Below are 15,411 nucleotides of genomic sequence, written 5' to 3'. Positions count from 1 at the left end.
ACGTGTCACGGGGGATGCCGGTGAGCGTCACGGTCGGCTCCGTTCCGGCCTGCGTGCCACGGTGTGGACGAGGCGGCCGATGTCCCTGTACGGGCTGCGCCAGGAGGCCGTCCATTCGAGTTCGAGCGCCGCTTCGTACGCGGCCCTTCCCGGGGCCCAGGTGTCGTCGAGGTGGTCGTGGAAGATCCGCACGCCCTGCCAGGGCAGCGGCGTGAGCCCGTGCCCGGCCGCGAGCGCGTCGAGGGCTTCGGCGGTGTCGCCGCGGGTCTCCAGACCGAGGTTGCCGGGACTGGTCTCCGCTCCCGACGCGATGAGCCGGTGCGCGCTCGCGTGGTCACCGGCCAGGGCCTCGCGTACCCCGATGGCCCGGCGGTTCTTGGCGAGGACGCTCAGCAGACCGCCGGGTGCCACGTGTCCGGCCAGCCGGGCGAGCGCCTCACCGGTTCGTCCAGGTACATCAGCACGCCGTGGCAGCAGACCCCGTCGAACGCCTCACGGCCGAGGGAGAGGCCGTCGATCCCGGCCTCGACCAGCTCCACGCGCTCGCGGAGCTCCGGCAGGGCCGTGAGCCGTCCGGCCGTGATCGCCAGCATGCGGGGGTCGGGGTCGACAGCGGTCACCCGGTGTCCTGCGGCGGCGAGCCGGATCGTCATCTCGCCGGTCCCGCAGCCCACGTCGAGGATCCGTGCGGGTGACGCGGGCAGTTCGGTGCGCAGGCGGCGCTCCACGAGGTCGTGGCGCAGCAGGCCCCGGGGGCTGCCGGAGTGCTCGGCGTAGGCGGCGCCGACGGCGGAGAAGCCGGTCACCGGGACCACCCCATCTCCGTGTAGGGGCGGCCGGCCCGGATGCCTTCGAGCGCCGCCCGGGTGTAGGGGACGATCGCGTCCGGCAGGCCGTCGACGTCCTCGTACCGCCAGGAGACGGTCTTGTCCGGTTCCCGCAGCTCGGGCGTGCCCTCCCAGGCGCGTGCGCGGAAGAAGAGCTGGATCCTGGGCCGGTCACCGGGGCGGTCGACGGCGTGCACGGTGTGGACGAGGGTGAGATCGTCCTGCCTGATGACCAGCCCCGCCTCCTCATATGCCTCACGTACCAGGCACGCCGTCGCCGACTCGTACTCGCAGTGACCCGCGAGGACGTGCCACATCCCGCCCGCGTACGCCGAGTCGGGATGACGCAGGCCCAGCAGGACCTTGCCGTCCTGTTCGAGGACGAGGTGGACGCCGACGATGTGAGGCTCGGTGCCGGGCGGCGCTGACGCGACCACGGTCCTCGCCCACCGGGCGCCGGCTGTACTGACGGTGTCGTCCGTGTGGCAGGCGAGGCGTTCGGCGGCGTGCCAGGCGAGGCGTTCGGCGGCGTGCCGTTCGAGCAGTTGCCGGGTGGAGGGGAGCATCGTCAGGTACGGCAGCTGCTCAGGGCTTCGCCAGGCGAGGAGTTGGCCCTCGGTCAACGTCAGTGTGCCGGGGTCACCGTGCCATTCGCCGGTGAACAGCTGCACGGGGACGAGGGTTCCGTCGGTGCCGGTCACGTGGTCGACCGCGTACGGCTGGAGGTCGGGGATCTCCAGTCCGGCCTCTTCGCGCAGCTCGCGGACGACAGTGTCGAGCGGGGTCGCGTCCTCCGGCTCCCTGCCGCCGCCGAGCAGGTCCCAGCATCCCGGTGCCCAGATTCCGGGCTTCACGTCCCGCAGGTGCAGCAGGTAGCGTCCCTGTCCGTCGTGGATCACGGCGCTCGCGTTCACGGGTGCGACCGTCCCCTCCAGGGCGGCGTCGTGGAGCTTCGCGCGCAGGGTCGGCGACCGGACCTCGTGCTGCGGCAGCCAGACGGCCCCCGAGACCTCCTCTTCCTGGAGTACGAGGTCGGGGCCGTCGGCCGCCGCCAGACGGAACGCGAAGCGGAAGTCGTAGTGCTCATGGGGACCTTCCCCCTTCGCCTCGTCGGCCTCGATCCGGTGGACGTCGACGTCGATCGGCGTGCGCCCGAACTCCGGCGTGAGGACGAGGCCCGTGGGCGGGATGCCGGTCTCCTCGGCGATCTCCCGCAGCGCGGCCGCGAGGAGGGTGGCGTCCCCGGCCTCGACGTGGCCGCCTGGGGTGAGCAGCAGCCCGGAGGCCTTGTGCTCGACGTGCAGGACCTGCCCGTCGGCGTCGATGACGACACCGCAGCACGTGATGTGGCCGGGCAGCGAGGCACGGTGCGTCGGGTCCTCTTCCCCTTCGAGCGCGGCGAGGAGCCCGGAGAGCGCGTCGCGCTCGACGGGGTGCCGGGCGAGGTACTCGGCGACGGTGGAGCGCAGGTGGTCGCGGGACGGGCGCGTGCCGGTACCGGGACCCGACGTCGTGACGAACGAGGTGGCGGCGGCCCGTGCGGTGGAGACGCGGTCATCGGCGGTGGTGGGGGATGGGAGCACGGTTCCTCCTTGGCGTTGCCTGCCCGTCGCGGGACGGGTGGGTGTAGGTCGAGCCGCTCCGTCGGCAGTGGGTCCTGCTGGGACTCCGGATTCCATGGTGCGTCAGCAGTGGGCCGATCGGCTGGCCTTCGGCCATCGTGTGGCCGCTGGGACGGACCGTCGGGCTGAGGTCCGGTGCACCAAGTCGGAGAACCTTTCCCGCCTCCCGGGGGCGTCGCCGAGCTCATGAGTCTGCTCGTGCTCGGCGACGCCCGCCGTTCGCTGTGGTCAGGCCGTAGGGGAGCGGGTAGCGGTGATCACGACGGATGTGTAGGGCATGGTGGCGTGGCCACCGAGCCTGTCGATCGCGGTCCCGGCGCTGTCCAGGACCTCCGCCATCTTGTCTGCGGGGAGTTGGGTGAGGCCGCCGAAGGTGGGGAGCTGGTCGAGCCACTCCTCTCGGGAGTAGGTGCGCTCCCAGGCGAAGTGCCACTGTTCCGGCTCGCTGAAGCTGCGGGCCTGCCGGATCCCGTCGGCGATTCTCGCGAACAGTGGCTGGTAGGCGTCCACGGCCGGGTCTCTGAGCAGGCCGGGGTTGAACGGGGAATCGGGGGCGACCCGTTGGAGTGCTTCGGCGAGGGCGTCGATCACCTCGGCCGGGAGCTGGGGGACGTGGTGGAAGGGGGCGAGTCGGCCGCCGGGCCTGAGCACCTGGGCCGCCTTGGCCGCGCCGGCGACGGGGTCCACCCAGTGCCAGGCGGTGCCGGCGATGACCGCGTCGAACTGCCGCCCGGCCGGCTGCCAGTCCTCGAACCTCGCGATCTCGACCTCGATGCGGCTGCGTCGCGCGAAGGCGGCCATCCGCTCGTCGGGCTCGACACCGAGCACCGTGCAGCCGGCCGCCTGGAACTGCCGGGCCTCGATGCCGGTCCCGGCTCCGACGTCGAGGATGTGCCGGCCGGGGCTCGCCGCGACGATCCCGTCCACCAGGGCCTGGGGGTACGGCGGTCGGGCGCGGTCGTAGCGTGCGGCGTCCACGCCGAACGACTCGGCCGTCTGCCGGTGGCGGTGGGGCTCGGGGCCGGACGGGTCCGGCTGTCCCTGCGATAAAGTGGGCATGCGCCCACACTAATGGGCGGCTGCCCACTTGTTAAGGCGGGGCGACGGAAAGGGAGACGATGCCGTCAGGGGTGCACATCCACAACGTGCGCGGCCAGTTGTTCGAAGCCGCCGAGCGCGTCCTGCTTCGGGGCGGGCCCGACGCGTTGACCAGCAGGGCGGTCACGGAGGAGGCGAACTGCGCCAAGGGTGTGCTGCACCGGCACTTCGACGACTTCGACGGCTTCCTGGCGGAACTCGTCCTCGACCGCGTCCGCGGCATCGAGGACCACACCGCGACGCTGCGCGCGGCCGCCGGGACCGGGAGTGTGGTGGACAACCTCACCGACGCGCTGCAGGACCTGTTCGGGCCGGTCACGGTGGCGATCGTCGCGCTCATCACCTTCCGCGACGGCCTCCGCGCCCGGCTGCGCGAGGCCGGTCTGACCGGCATCCCACTGGCCGTGCAGGGCACCGCCATGATCGCCGCGTACCTCACCGCCGAGCGGGAGTCGGGGCGCCTGGCCGGTGACGCCGACATCGACACCCTCGCCCCCACCCTCGTCGGGGCCGGACACCTGCTGTTCGCCGACCGGACAAGCACCCCGCCACGGAGCACCGCCCTCCGCAAGATGGTGACCACGGTCCTCGCCGGCGCCTTGCGACCACCCCAGTCGTAGGTCGGGCCGCTGGTCAGGTGACGGAGCACTGCGCTGCGTCCAAGAGGCTGGGCAGGTGCTCCGATTGGTGGGTGAGAGCGATCCCCGCGGGGGTGGCTGCGAGGGGCTGGTTCGTTGGCCGGGCAGTCGGACCAGGCGTCTGAGGCGTTCGACGCAGTTGCGGACGTTGCTGATGGCTGCCATCGACGCGTCTGGGGCCGATGCGTCCGGCAGGAGCGCGAACGGGTTGCCGATGGCGCTGTTCGGGCGGATCGCGATGCCCCCACTTCTTTGCCGGCAGGCGCGACCCGGAAGACTGTCGGCCGACTGGTAGAGGTCGACCGACACTGCTCCTCAGGTTGAACGCGCGATGTCGGTGATCAAGGTCAGGCGAGGGAGGTCTGTGGCATCCTCATGCGCGTGATCGATGCCCCGAACGATGGCTGGTCGTTCGCAACAGCGCGGGAGCCGGCCCGATTCGGTGCCTGCGAGGTGAACGGCGTTCCCGGCGTCGAGCACGCGGTGGGCGCGCGCGGGACCCTGTGCGGCATCTCGGCCCGGCATACCCCCTGCCATCTGTATCTGTTCGTTCCCGGCCCTGCAGTCGTGCCGACGGTGAAGCCAGGCGTCTGAGGCAGCCCCGAGGCAGCCATACCCGGACGACGGGCGTGCGGCCGCGGAGTCCCCAGTGCCCTGGTGGTAGATGTTGCCGTAGAGCTCGTGGATTCTGGACGCGGTCCAGTTCGGCCGGGGCTCTCATGGTCCGCGCTCCTCAGCTGATGCGCGTACGCGGGTAGCTGGTAGACGGTGAGCCAGTCCTGGGCGGCGATGAACTGGCAGGTCAGGGGTCCGAGGCCCCGTACCCGGACGATCTGGCCTGATCCCACCCCGGCGGTGCGAGCGGACGCGATGGTCGTCCTGACCCGGTTCGCGGCCGGGAGCCGGCTCCACTCGACGGCCCACTGCCCGAGGTCAGGCTCGCGGCGTCCCTGCTCCGTGCCGAGCGGTGACCGGCTGCGCGGAGCCGTCCCTGCGCTGCTGGTCCGGGTGGAAGCGTACGCATACGCGGAGGACGGGTTCTCGGACCGGCTAGCGGATTGACGGAGTACTGCCCGCTGTACGTGATCTCCGCAGGTGGAGGGGGCGGTGGCGCGGCGGCGGTCTGGTGTGCTGGGGCGGCGGCCGAGTTCAACGTTGGTCTCCCTGACGGTTGTCCGGCGTGGTCGTGAGGTTCAACGAGACCGTAGGGATATCGAACACATGTGTTTCGGTCGCCCTCGGAACCCCGGGATTCCGCGCGTGGCGGAGCATGCGGGATGCATCGACCCGCCTCCGGCAACAGGAGGCCCGTTGAGCGGTGTTGGCCGAAACGCCGGTGGTGGTTGCCAGGGAGTCCAGGATGCCGGCCCTGTGGGGGATCTGATGGCGATGTGGCTGAGCACCGTCGTCGGCGTCACGGTCCAATGCAGTCGCACGCCCCCATCGACGCGTACACGCCCCCGAGGACGATCAGCGTGTGACGACCCCGCGATCCGGAGGACTTCAGTGAGGACCCCGGGATCGGGATCTTCGGCGGTCTCGTCCTGCCGGCCTTCTCCGGCCCCCGGCCGTCATCGTCTCGTGGTGGCAGCTCCACTGACGCCGGACCCGTCCCGTTGCACCCTTCCGACTCCGCCAACGGGCCGGGTGATCATGTGGCGCAGGCCTCTCCGGGGCCGACGGGGTCGCCCTCGCCGAGTTCGATCCACCACACACCGTCGGCGCGTGTCAGGTACAGCGTCTGCCGCTTGCCGCCGGTGAAGAGGATGTCGGCGACGGCGAGACAGGGCACGGCCGGATCGTCGACGATCGCGTCGACGGGCTGCTCCGCGACGGCCCGGTAGTCGGCGACGAGGTCTTCGGCGGCCTTCCGCCTGCCGGTGTACCAGGGGGCGCCGAGGTCGGCCAGGCCGGCGGCGTCGCCGGCGGCGAGGCGCTGGACGTAGGCCCTGATGAGGAGTTCCGCCTCGCCGGCGACCTCCTCGGCGTCGGGGTACTCCGATTCGGCGGGGCGGACGGTGACGGTCACCGCGGGGGATGCGCGCAGGGTGTACGGAGCGGGGTCCCGGTACTGCCACCACGCGATCGCGGCCGCCCCCAGGAACAGCGCGCATGCCGTGGCCGCCACCCGTCGCATCCCCATGACCCCCCGTGCCGTCGGCCCTGATGGGCGCTCCGCACGATCCTCGGATGATCACGTCTCACGGGTTCGCCTTCACCCACGCGGTGAAGTCCTCGATACCGTCGATGAGCGCCTCGAAGCGGAAGGAGTGGAACAGGTCGAAGGCGTGGTGCCCGCCGGGGAGTTCGACGTACACCACCGGCGAGGTGGAGACCGAGCGCAGGGCGGTGACGAGCGCCCTGGGGTTCTCGGTGTCCACCAGCTCGTCCAGATCGCCGTGCGCGATCAGGAACGGGGGCGCGTCCGCCCGGACGAGGTTCACCGGCGAGGAGGCGGGATCCCCGTCGAAGTACACACCGAGATAGCCGTTCAGCGCGATGACGCCGGCCACGGAGGTGTCCGCGTCCTCGAATCCCGGCTGATAGACGGGGTCGTCGGGGGTGAGGGCGGCGAGCGCCGCCATGTGCCCGCCCGCGGAACTCCCCGAGACGAACACCGCCGCCGCGGGGTCCGCACCGTACTCATGGGCGTGTGCGCGGGCCCAGGCGATGACCTTCTTCGCGTCGATCAGGTGGTCCGGGTGCGAGAAGGCGGGCCGCAGGCGGTAGTTGGCGCTGATGCAGACCCAGCCCTGGCTCGCGAGCCGGTAGAGCAGGGGCAGCGACTGGGTGTTCTTCCGGCCTTGGTCGAAGTGGCCGCCGTGGAAGTGGATCAGTACGGAGCCGCCCTCGGGACGTGCGCGGTGGTGGTAGACGTCGAGGAGGTTGCGGCGGCCCGCGTCCCCGTAGCCGAGGTCGCCCACCCGCTTGACGTCGCCGCGCCTGCGGAGGAACGGCCTGAGGAGGATGCGGGCCAGCGGCGGTCGGCGGCGCGTCCCCGTCCCGGCGCCGAGCCCCTCGTCCAGGGCGAGCCTGACCACGGGCGCCGTGCGCATCCCGCGCCGTGCGACCACGGCGAGGCCGGCGGCCGAGACCGCGGCCGCACCGGCGGCGACCCGGTCGGCGCCCGTGGAGATGTCGCCCTCCGCGAAGGCCAGGGCTGTCGACGCCGCCAGGCCGTAGATGACGACGAGCGGCATCTCGTTGAAGACGAGACCGAGGCGGTAACTGAAGAAGAAGAGAGGTCGCGGCCCGCGGATGCGGACCAGACAGAACACCGTGATCAGCGCCGCGAGCACCACGGTCACCAGATAACCCACAGCCACCAGAACCACCCCGTTCGACGCCGGCTCCCGTCCACATGTACCCCATCCGTGGTACCCCATCTGTGGTACCACGGATGGGGTATTTTGGGTACGTGAATCAGGAAAGACGGGATCGCCTGGGCGATGCGGCCATCGGCGTACTGGCGGAATCCGGCAGCCGGGGTCTGACGCACCGGGCCGTCGACGCCGCGGCGGACGTGCCCCTGGGCACGACCAAGAACTACTTCCCCACCAGGGACGCGCTGCTGCGGGCCGGTGCGGAGCGCATCATCGAGCTGTACGCGGCCATCCCCAGGCCCGCGCCCGACGACCGGGCGGGCCTGACCGCGCTGCTGCGCACCCTCCTGGAACACGTCAAGGGACCCGGCCGCGTGCGGGTGGTCGCGCTCCTGGAGCTCCAGCGCGAGGCGGCGCGGACGCCGTGGCTGGCGGAAGCGCTGGACGGCTTCGCGGCCGCCGACTTCGTGTACTTCGAGCACGCCCAGAGAAGCGCCGGCCTGCCCGTCACTCCGCAGCGCGCGGCCACCGTCACGATGGCCCTGCACGCCGCGCTCCCTCACCTGGTGGCGACGGCCCCCGCCACGCGCGCGGCGGCCGGCCTCGACGACCTCGACGCCTTCGTCGAGGACCTCTTGAACACGGTCTACGGCGACACGGCGTGACGCCGCCGCCTCGCCGGCACCGGCCCCGGTGCTACCCCAGCCACACCCCGTCGCGCATCACGACCCTGTCGCGTAGTTCCGGTACTCCGCGCCAGACGCGGACCGTCCGCGGTGTCACGCGCAGGTACACGTGGGGGGCGTCCTCCTGGCGGGGGTCCCAGCCGAACTTGCCCGTGAACGCGTCCGCGGCCTTCTGCGGCACCTCCCGCGCGGGGAAGCACGTCGCCTCCCCCTGCAGCAGCACCACGTCCAGGGCGTCCGGCAGCGCCAGCCGTACGCGCGGTTCCTCGCGGGCGTTGCGCACGGTCGCGGACTTCGCGCCGGTGCACATCCATGCCGCCTGCCCGTCCCAGACGAACCACAGGGGAACCTGATGCGGGCCGTGGTCGGGGTGGGACGTCGACACCCAGATGTCGCGCTCCGAGCCGAGCCGTTCCAGGGTGTCCCGCCTGCGCTCCGCCGCGTCGCGGCGAACGATCTCTGTACCTTGCATGGGATCCGACCCTAGCCAGCAGGTTCCCGCCGCGCATGGGGCGCAGGTCCTAAGCCCGGAGACGGACCGCCGCCGTCACGCCCCGAACGCCGCCTCCGCCAGCGTGCCGTGGAGGAGGAGACCCGCGGCGTACGCGATGTCGTGGTCCATGCGGCGGTCGTGGTCGGTGAACGGGACGTCCGCCCGCACCAGGGCGTGGACGCGGCGGGCGGCCGGGCTCGCGCGGTGCAACCCGCGCAGTTCCAGGGCCTGGACCGACGCGAGGAGCGTGATCGCCGTGACCTGCCGGGTCAGTTCCACGACCGTACGGGCCTCGCGCGCGGCGATCGTCGCCATGCTCACCTTGTCCTGGTTGTGGGCCTCCGTCGACCGCGAGAAGACACTCGCGGGGCCCGCCAGTTTCAGCGCTTCCGCCGTGACCGCCGAAGCGGCGATCTGCATGCCCTTGAAGCCGTGATGCAGCCCGGCCCGGGTCCTGGGACCCGGCGGGACGAGGTTGGCCGGAAGACCCAGGCTGAACCGCTCGTCCACGAGCAGGGCGAGCTGCCGGTCGAGGAGGTCGCCGACGTTGGACACGGCGAGCTTCAGCGAGTCCATCGCCTGCCCGACATGACCGGCGTAGAAGTTGCCGCCGTGGTGCAGGCGCTCGTCGTCGGGTGAGAACAGCGGATTGTCGGTGGAGGAGTTCATCTCCGTGGTGATCCACGGATCCGCCCACTCCAGCGTGGACCGGAGGACACCGATGACCTGCGGTGCGCAGCGCAGGGAGTACGGGTCCTGGATGCGCCGCGCCTGCCGCGTCACCCCGCTTCCGGTCAACGCCCCTTCCCCGGCAGCGAGTTCTTCGTACGTGGTCGTCAGTCGAGAGCCGCTCAGCACCCGGCGGATCATGGCGGCGGACGTCCCCTGGCCCGGATGCGGCTTGGCGCGCTGGATGAACTCGTCGAAGTGCGAGGCGTTCCCGGTGAGCGCCTCGCAGGCCAGCGCCGTGGTGATCTCCGCGGCGGCGGCGAGACGCGCGGCGTCGTGCACGGCGAGGGCCGCGAACGCCGTGGTGAAGGCCGTGCCGTTGATCAGCGCGAGCCCTTCCTTCGCTTCCAGCTCCAGCGGGGCGAGCCCGGCCGCCCGCTGCGCGGCCGCCAGCGGCACGGTCCGGCCGTCGACCTGGGTCTCTCCGACGCCGAGGAGGGCGGCGGCGACGTAACACAGGGGCACGAGATCGCCGCTCGCGCCGAGCGAGCCGCGTTCCGGGACACGGGGGAGCACGTCGGTGGCCAGGTGCCGGAGCAGTCGCTCGATCACCAGCGGCCTGATCGCGGAGTCGCCGCGCGCGAGGCAGTTGGCCCGGATGAGGAGTGTCGCGCGGACGACCTCGGGCGGCGCGTACGGGCCCACCCCGTTCAGGTGGTACATGATCAGGTTGCGCTGGGTCTCGGCGGCTCCCTCCGGGCCGATCCGCATGTCCGCACTGCCCCCGAACCCGGTGGTCACACCGTAGACGGGGGCACCCCGCGCAAGGAGCGCGTCCCGCATCCGGACGCTGCGCAGCGACCTGTCGACGGCCTCGGGGGAGAGGACCACGGGTACGGAGGGCGCGCCGGGACCGGGCCGGGCGAGGCGTACGACGTCGGCGATGCCGAGCGACGAACCGTCCAGGGTGACGGCGCCCGCGCCCGTCGACTCCTCCTGCGCGGGAGCGTGGTGTGTCGTCATGAAGCCTTCCTCAGGCCCGGCCGGAAGCGGCCCCACAGCGCGCCGAGCGCGGCCAGGACGAAGAGCGCGAGGCCCCGGGTGAACTCCCGGTAGCCGACCAGGGAGCCGCCGAAACCGATGAGGAGCGACCCCAGGGGGATGGTGGCGAACACGGTGAGCCGGCGAAGGCTGAAGACACGCACCCGGATCGCCGCCGGAGTCAGCCGCAGCCAGATCGCGCCGCCGACCGCCACGAGGACCGCGAAGAGCGCCCCCGTCACCGCCATGGCCACCACGACCGCGCCCGGCCAGCGAACCACCGTGGTGATCAGGAGCGTTCCGCAGATCGCGGCGAGCGCGAGCGCCGCCGCGCGCAGACTGCCCGCCGTGCTTCCGGAGCGCCGCATCCGCACCAGTACCAGCGCCCCGGCCAGCATCCCCAGGCCGTAGGCCGAGGACGAGGCGCTGTAGAGACCTGCCTGCGCGGCCGCGGACAGGCCGTACTCCGCGTTGAAGGCGGGCAGCACCGAGTAGAAGGGAAACACGATCAGGTTGGCGAGGGCGCCGAACCAGACCAGGAAGCCGAGCTCGCGGTGACTCCGGATGAGCCGCACCGAACCCGCGGCGTCCCGCAGCACGTTCCGCAGCGGCCGCACGCCGCCGGAACGCCCGCCCTTGGTCGCCCGTCGTGGCGCGGGCGGGGTCAGGCCGTCGATGTGGCGCCGGAACCGGTACACGGCGGCGAGCGCCGCCAGCACGCAGCCCGCCGCGACGACGGGGACCACGGGAAGCAGGTGCAGTGCCAGGAGTCCGCCGGCCACCAGCGGTGCCACGGCCCGGGACACCTGGGTGTGGATCTGCGTCAGCAGGGCGGTACGGGCCTCGGGCCACGACGCGGGCGCCAGGTCGGCGCCGGTGTTCTCCATCGCCGCCGTGTAGAGCTGCTGGAGCGACTGGACGGCGACGTAACACACGCCGGCCACGACGACGGTGGCACCGGTCGGACGCAGAGCCAGTACGGCGACGAGCGCGGCCGTCGGTATCAGGAGGGCCACCAGCAGAACGACCAGGCTCCGCCTGCGGTCGGCCGCGTCGAGGACCCCGGCCAGCACCGTGACGCCGAGCAGCGAGACCGCGCTGGCGACACCGACGACCGTGCCCAGGCGCGCCCCGCCGTCGGGGGCCCTGCTGATCCACCAGCTCAGGGCGAAGACGCTCAGGCCGGTGCCGATCACGGTCACGATGCCGGGTGTCCAGACGGCGAGGAACGGCCCGGCCCCGGACGGCTCCGCCCCGACCGCCCGGACCCCGCCGCCGGTCCTGGGGCCGACCGGTGCGGGAGAGGCCGCCGTCACGAGGCCGTCCGTCCGGTCCGCGCGGGTGCGTGGGCACGCGGCATCCGCTCCATCCGGGCGATCAGGCGCGCCGCCTGCCGGCCGAACCGGATCAGTTCGGCCTCGCTGCCCGCCGGGCCGACGGCCTGGAGTGCGACCGGCGCCCCGTGCACCGGGTCCACGGCGACCGGGAACGCGAGGGCCGGCAGGCCCGCCCAGGCGGCCAGAGGGCAGTACCCGACACGCTGCTCGAAGTCCGGCTCGCCGGGCCGGGGCACGGCGGAGACCGGCCCGGCCGGTGCCCCGGCCGGCCGCGGCAGCCCCGGAGCCACCGGCATCAGCCAGACGTCCACATCCTGCGCGGCGAACCTACCGCCGACGCGCCCGCGGTCGTGCTCCAACGCGGCCCGGATCTCCCGGTACCGGCTCGGACCGATGTCCGCACCGGCCTCCAGCGCCAGCCGCGTGGCCGGGGCGAGCTCGTCGTCGAACCGCCCCCGCCACCGCTCGTACGTGTGCCACGCCTCGTACGCGCAGAGCTCGTACACCGCCGCGCGCTGCTCCCACAGCGCGCCGAGCCGCAGCGGTACGAGCTCGTGGCCCGCGTCCGAGAGCATGCCGAGGAAGGTGTCGAGCCCGTCGCGTACCGGGGAGGCGTTCGGACCGTCGAGCGCCTCCCGCACGACGCCGACCCGGTACGTCCTCCCGTACGTGGCCGGTGGCACGGACGTCCGGCCGGCGAGCCCCGAGCGGTCCCAGAAGTACGCGAGGTCGTCCGCGGTCCGGGCGAACCAGCCGCACGCGTCCAGAAGCGGGGACAACGGGAACACGCCCTCCATGAGGTGCGGCCGGTACGTGGTGCGCAGCCCCACCACCCCACAGGCGGCGGCGGGCATGCGGATCGATGCGACGGTGTCCGTGCCCAGGGCGATGTCGGTGAGGTGGGAGGCGACCGCGACCGCGCTCCCGGTGCTGGACCCCGAAGCTCCGAGGTGAGGGAACGCGGGGTTGCGGCACCCGTGCTCCAGCCCGATGCCCAGCTCGGGCGTCACCAGCTTGGCGATGGCCGCCACGCCCCGCAGCTGCTGTACGACGGGGGCGGTTCTGTCGGGATGGTGCCGGTGGCGGCGCAGGCCGAGGCGGGTCGCGAAGCCCGCCACGTCCACCATGTCCTTGACGCCGAGTCGGATGTCGCCGTCGGTCGGCCGCAGCGCCCGCAGTGCGGTGGTGGCGCGGTAGCGCTCGTCCGCGGTGCGCGCCCACGCGTTCGCCTCGGCACGCCAGGTCACCGGGTTGAGCTCGCCGATCGCGAGGAGCCGGGCCCTCTCCGCCAGGGGCAGGGCCAGCGAGCGGGGGAGCCCCTCGGCGGGCCCGGGCGGTGGCGTCGCCGCAGGAGGTGCGGGAGCGAAGGCCGTCGGGGAGGAGGGGTGGGGAATGCCGGGTTGTATCGCCGTGGTGTGCGGCATGACGGGACGGGCTCCTTCCCCCGCTAGGCCGCGTCGACCGCGGACTCGACGATGCCCAGTCCGAGCCGGAGGTCCGCGTCGGCGATGTCCAGCGGCGGCATCAGCTTCACGACCTGGTCGTCCCGCCCGCACAGTTCGAGGATCAGACCCTGCTCGAAGCAGTGCTTCTGGATGGCGGTCGCCCGTTCCGTCTCGCCGACGTCGATGCCGGCGAGCATGCCCCGCCCCCGAACGGTGATGTCCGGCCGGGCCTCGCCCAGGCGGCGCAGCGTGTCCTGGAGCGTACGGGCGTTCTCCGCGACGGTGTCGGTGAACTCGGGCCGGGTCCACAGGTCCAGCACCGCGGTCGCGGTGACGAACGCGAGCTGGTTGCCGCGGAAGGTGCCGGTGTGCTCGCCGGGCTGCCACACGTCGAGGTCGGGGGCGATGAGAAGCAGCGACAGCGGAAGCCCGAATCCGCTGATGGACTTGGACAGCGTGATCAGATCGGGGGTGATCCCGGCGTGCGAGAAACTGAAGAAGTCACCCGTACGACCGACTCCGGCCTGGATGTCGTCGCAGATCAGCAGGGTTCCCCAGCGCTCGGTGAGGGCCCGCAGCTCGCGCAGCCACGCGGCCGAGGCGGGATACACGCCACCGTCCACCTGGACCGGTTCGACGATGACGGCCGCCGGTGCCCCGACGCCTCCGGCCGGGTCGGCGAAGAGCCTCTCCAGGTAGCCGATCGAGTCGAACTCCCCGCCGGGACCGGTCTCGTACGGGACGAAGACCACGTCCTGGATCCCGACGCTGCCGGCCGCGCGCGCCCGCAGGCTGCCGGTGACCGACAGGGAGCCGCGCGACATGCCGTGGAAGGCCCCGGTGAACGCGACCACCGTCTGCCGGCCGGTGACCTTGCGGGCCAGTTTCAGTGCCGCCTCCACCGCGTCGGTGCCGGTGGGTCCGCAGAACTGGACCTTGTGGGGGAGCCCGTGGGGGGCGAGGACCACCTCGTGGAGCCGGGCCAGCAGTTCGCGCTTGGCGGCGGTGTGCGTGTCCAGGCCGTGGACGAGCCCGTCCCGGGTCACGTAGTCGAGGAGGCGCTGCTTGGCATGGGCCGGGTTGTGGCCGTAGTTGAGGGCGCTGGCCCCGCAGAAGAAGTCCAGGAACTTCCGGCCGTCCTCGCTGTACAGCCAGGCTCCGCGGCCGTGGGTGAAGACCGCGGGGAACTTCTCCGCGTACAGCCGGACGTTCGACTCGTGCTTCTCGAACAGGGACACGTCGCCGGGATCCGTCGCCAACGTGGCCGATGAGGTGCTCATGGCGTACTCGTCTCTTTCTCTTCGGGAGGGGAGGAGGCGGAGCTCCGCCGTGGGAGGGCAGCCGGGCTCGTCGACGCCCGCGCTCCGCGCCACGGTGGGAGGGCAGCCGGGTTCGTCAACGCCCGCGCTCCGCGCCACCGTTGACCTGGATGATCTGGGCCGTGACGTGGCCGCTCTCCGGTGCCGCCAGCCAGTGCACGGTGCGGGCGACGTCGCCGGGGACGCCGGCGCGGCCGTTGAGGGTCTGGCCGACGAGTGTGCGCTCGCGCTCCGGGGCGAGGGTGCCGCGGAAGAACTCGGTGTCGGCGACATAGCCGGGGGCGACGGCGTTGACCGTGACGTCCCGGGGGCCGAGCGCCGCCGCGAGGTCGTACGTGTAGGGGTGGAGCGCCGCCTTGCTCGCGGCGTACGAACCGGAGCCCGAGCCCCGGTAGGCGGCGATCGAGCTCACCAGGACCACCCGTCCGCCGGGGGAGGCCAGCAGATCGCGCAGGGCCTCGGTGAGCAGTACCGCGGTGAGGACGTTGGAGCGGAAGTTGCCCAGCCAGTGCTCGGCGGTCCGGTCGAGGGGGTCGCCGCTCCCGGCCGGGGAGCCGAGGGCGGCATTCCCGCCCGCGCTGTTGACGAGTACGTCCACCCGTCCGAAGCGTTCGGCCACGACGTCCCGCACGTGCCGCGCTCCGGCGGTCTCCGAGACGTCGGCGGCGATGGTGGTCACCTCGCCGGTGCCGACTCCGGTGCCGACACCCGTGCCCGTACCGACGGCGTGAGGGCCGTCGCCTCCGGGGTCCTGCCTGACGGCTTCCGCGATCTCGTCGGCCGTGCGCTTGAGGGGGTCGGCCCGCCGGCCGACGAGGACGACGCGGTCGCCCCCGCGGGCGAAGAGCTCCGCGGTGGCCCGGCCGATGCCGGTGCCGCCGCCGCTGATCACGACAACCCTGGACATGAGTGC

The 15,411-nt window shown here is 72.6% G+C and carries 15 protein-coding genes; 3 read left to right on the top strand and 12 right to left on the bottom strand.

The window, feature by feature from the left end:
* Positions 1-27: 27 nt before the first annotated feature.
* The 4 genes from ACN9MM_RS01905 to ACN9MM_RS01890 all read right to left on the bottom strand — a co-directional run bounded on the left by ACN9MM_RS01905 (position 28) and on the right by ACN9MM_RS01890 (position 3,508).
* Positions 28-411 (bottom strand): hypothetical protein, encoded by a 384-nt coding sequence (locus ACN9MM_RS01905; protein WP_426361982.1) that lies wholly within the window; start codon positions 409-411, stop codon positions 28-30.
* Positions 390-806, bottom strand: a complete 417-nt coding sequence (locus tag ACN9MM_RS01900) for a class I SAM-dependent methyltransferase (RefSeq protein ID WP_426361981.1) — start codon at positions 804-806, stop codon at positions 390-392. Before ACN9MM_RS01900 ends, ACN9MM_RS01905 begins: the two co-directional genes overlap by 22 nt.
* On the bottom strand, positions 803-2,410 hold the full coding sequence (locus tag ACN9MM_RS01895) for an NUDIX domain-containing protein (RefSeq protein WP_426361980.1): 1,608 nt from the start codon (positions 2,408-2,410) through the stop codon (positions 803-805). The genes ACN9MM_RS01900 and ACN9MM_RS01895 overlap by 4 nt, the downstream gene beginning before the upstream one ends.
* Positions 2,411-2,677: 267 nt before the next feature.
* On the bottom strand, positions 2,678-3,508 hold the full coding sequence (locus tag ACN9MM_RS01890) for a class I SAM-dependent methyltransferase (RefSeq protein ID WP_426361979.1): 831 nt from the start codon (positions 3,506-3,508) through the stop codon (positions 2,678-2,680).
* A gap of 59 nt (positions 3,509-3,567) precedes the next feature.
* On the opposite strand from ACN9MM_RS01890, the gene ACN9MM_RS01885 reads away from it, so the two are divergent.
* Together ACN9MM_RS01885 and ACN9MM_RS01880 are read left to right on the top strand one after the other, a co-directional pair.
* Complete coding sequence (locus tag ACN9MM_RS01885; RefSeq protein ID WP_426361978.1) at positions 3,568-4,167, top strand: TetR/AcrR family transcriptional regulator; 600 nt, start codon at positions 3,568-3,570, stop codon at positions 4,165-4,167.
* A gap of 399 nt (positions 4,168-4,566) precedes the next feature.
* Positions 4,567-4,779 (top strand): hypothetical protein, encoded by a 213-nt coding sequence (locus ACN9MM_RS01880; protein WP_426361977.1) that lies wholly within the window; start codon positions 4,567-4,569, stop codon positions 4,777-4,779.
* 1,057 nt (positions 4,780-5,836) lie between these two features.
* Here the strand turns inward: ACN9MM_RS01880 and ACN9MM_RS01875 are convergent.
* Entirely contained in the window at positions 5,837-6,313 is a 477-nt protein-coding gene (locus ACN9MM_RS01875) for a hypothetical protein (protein ID WP_426361976.1), read from the bottom strand.
* Between the two features lie 73 nt (positions 6,314-6,386).
* Positions 6,387-7,511 (bottom strand): alpha/beta hydrolase, encoded by a 1,125-nt coding sequence (locus ACN9MM_RS01870; protein WP_426361975.1) that lies wholly within the window; start codon positions 7,509-7,511, stop codon positions 6,387-6,389.
* A gap of 92 nt (positions 7,512-7,603) precedes the next feature.
* On the opposite strand from ACN9MM_RS01870, the gene ACN9MM_RS01865 reads away from it, so the two are divergent.
* A complete protein-coding gene (locus tag ACN9MM_RS01865; protein WP_426361974.1) occupies positions 7,604-8,173 on the top strand; it encodes a TetR/AcrR family transcriptional regulator in 570 nt (189 codons plus the stop codon).
* A 31-nt stretch (positions 8,174-8,204) separates the two neighbouring features.
* Here ACN9MM_RS01865 and ACN9MM_RS01860 read toward each other — a convergent pair whose 3' ends face one another.
* The 6 genes from ACN9MM_RS01860 to ACN9MM_RS01835 form a co-directional block, all read right to left on the bottom strand.
* Complete coding sequence (locus tag ACN9MM_RS01860; RefSeq protein ID WP_426361973.1) at positions 8,205-8,666, bottom strand: pyridoxamine 5'-phosphate oxidase family protein; 462 nt, start codon at positions 8,664-8,666, stop codon at positions 8,205-8,207.
* Positions 8,667-8,741: 75 nt separating this feature from the next.
* Positions 8,742-10,379 (bottom strand): HAL/PAL/TAL family ammonia-lyase, encoded by a 1,638-nt coding sequence (locus tag ACN9MM_RS01855; RefSeq protein WP_426361972.1) that lies wholly within the window; start codon positions 10,377-10,379, stop codon positions 8,742-8,744.
* Positions 10,376-11,713, bottom strand: a complete 1,338-nt coding sequence (locus ACN9MM_RS01850) for a hypothetical protein (protein WP_426361971.1) — start codon at positions 11,711-11,713, stop codon at positions 10,376-10,378. Before ACN9MM_RS01850 ends, ACN9MM_RS01855 begins: the two co-directional genes overlap by 4 nt.
* Positions 11,710-13,158 (bottom strand): amidase, encoded by a 1,449-nt coding sequence (locus tag ACN9MM_RS01845; RefSeq protein ID WP_426361970.1) that lies wholly within the window; start codon positions 13,156-13,158, stop codon positions 11,710-11,712. The genes ACN9MM_RS01850 and ACN9MM_RS01845 overlap by 4 nt, the downstream gene beginning before the upstream one ends.
* 23 nt (positions 13,159-13,181) lie before the next feature.
* The gene (locus tag ACN9MM_RS01840) at positions 13,182-14,438 is read right to left on the bottom strand and encodes an aspartate aminotransferase family protein (protein WP_426368635.1); all 1,257 of its coding nucleotides are present in this window, start codon (positions 14,436-14,438) and stop codon (positions 13,182-13,184) included.
* A 136-nt stretch (positions 14,439-14,574) separates the two neighbouring features.
* Complete coding sequence (locus tag ACN9MM_RS01835) at positions 14,575-15,405, bottom strand: SDR family NAD(P)-dependent oxidoreductase (RefSeq protein WP_426361969.1); 831 nt, start codon at positions 15,403-15,405, stop codon at positions 14,575-14,577.
* Positions 15,406-15,411 lie beyond the last annotated feature (6 nt).

Origin of the sequence: Streptomyces sp. E-08 (genome assembly GCF_049913095.1) — a bacterium.
GTDB lineage: Bacteria > Actinomycetota > Actinomycetes > Streptomycetales > Streptomycetaceae > Streptomyces.
This window is presented reverse-complemented; position numbering and strand designations above follow the sequence as displayed.

Excerpts from the sequence above, each read along its gene's own strand:
- ACN9MM_RS01855 (WP_426361972.1), bottom strand. The coding sequence starts at position 10,379 with ATGACGACACACCACGCTCCCGCGCAGGAGGAGTCGACGGGCGCGGGC.
- ACN9MM_RS01885 (WP_426361978.1), top strand. The coding sequence starts at position 3,568 with ATGCCGTCAGGGGTGCACATCCACAACGTGCGCGGCCAGTTGTTCGAA.
- ACN9MM_RS01835 (WP_426361969.1), bottom strand. The coding sequence starts at position 15,405 with ATGTCCAGGGTTGTCGTGATCAGCGGCGGCGGCACCGGCATCGGCCGG.
- ACN9MM_RS01845 (WP_426361970.1), bottom strand. The coding sequence starts at position 13,158 with ATGCCGCACACCACGGCGATACAACCCGGCATTCCCCACCCCTCCTCC.
- ACN9MM_RS01860 (WP_426361973.1), bottom strand. The coding sequence starts at position 8,666 with ATGCAAGGTACAGAGATCGTTCGCCGCGACGCGGCGGAGCGCAGGCGG.
- ACN9MM_RS01890 (WP_426361979.1), bottom strand. The coding sequence starts at position 3,508 with ATGCCCACTTTATCGCAGGGACAGCCGGACCCGTCCGGCCCCGAGCCC.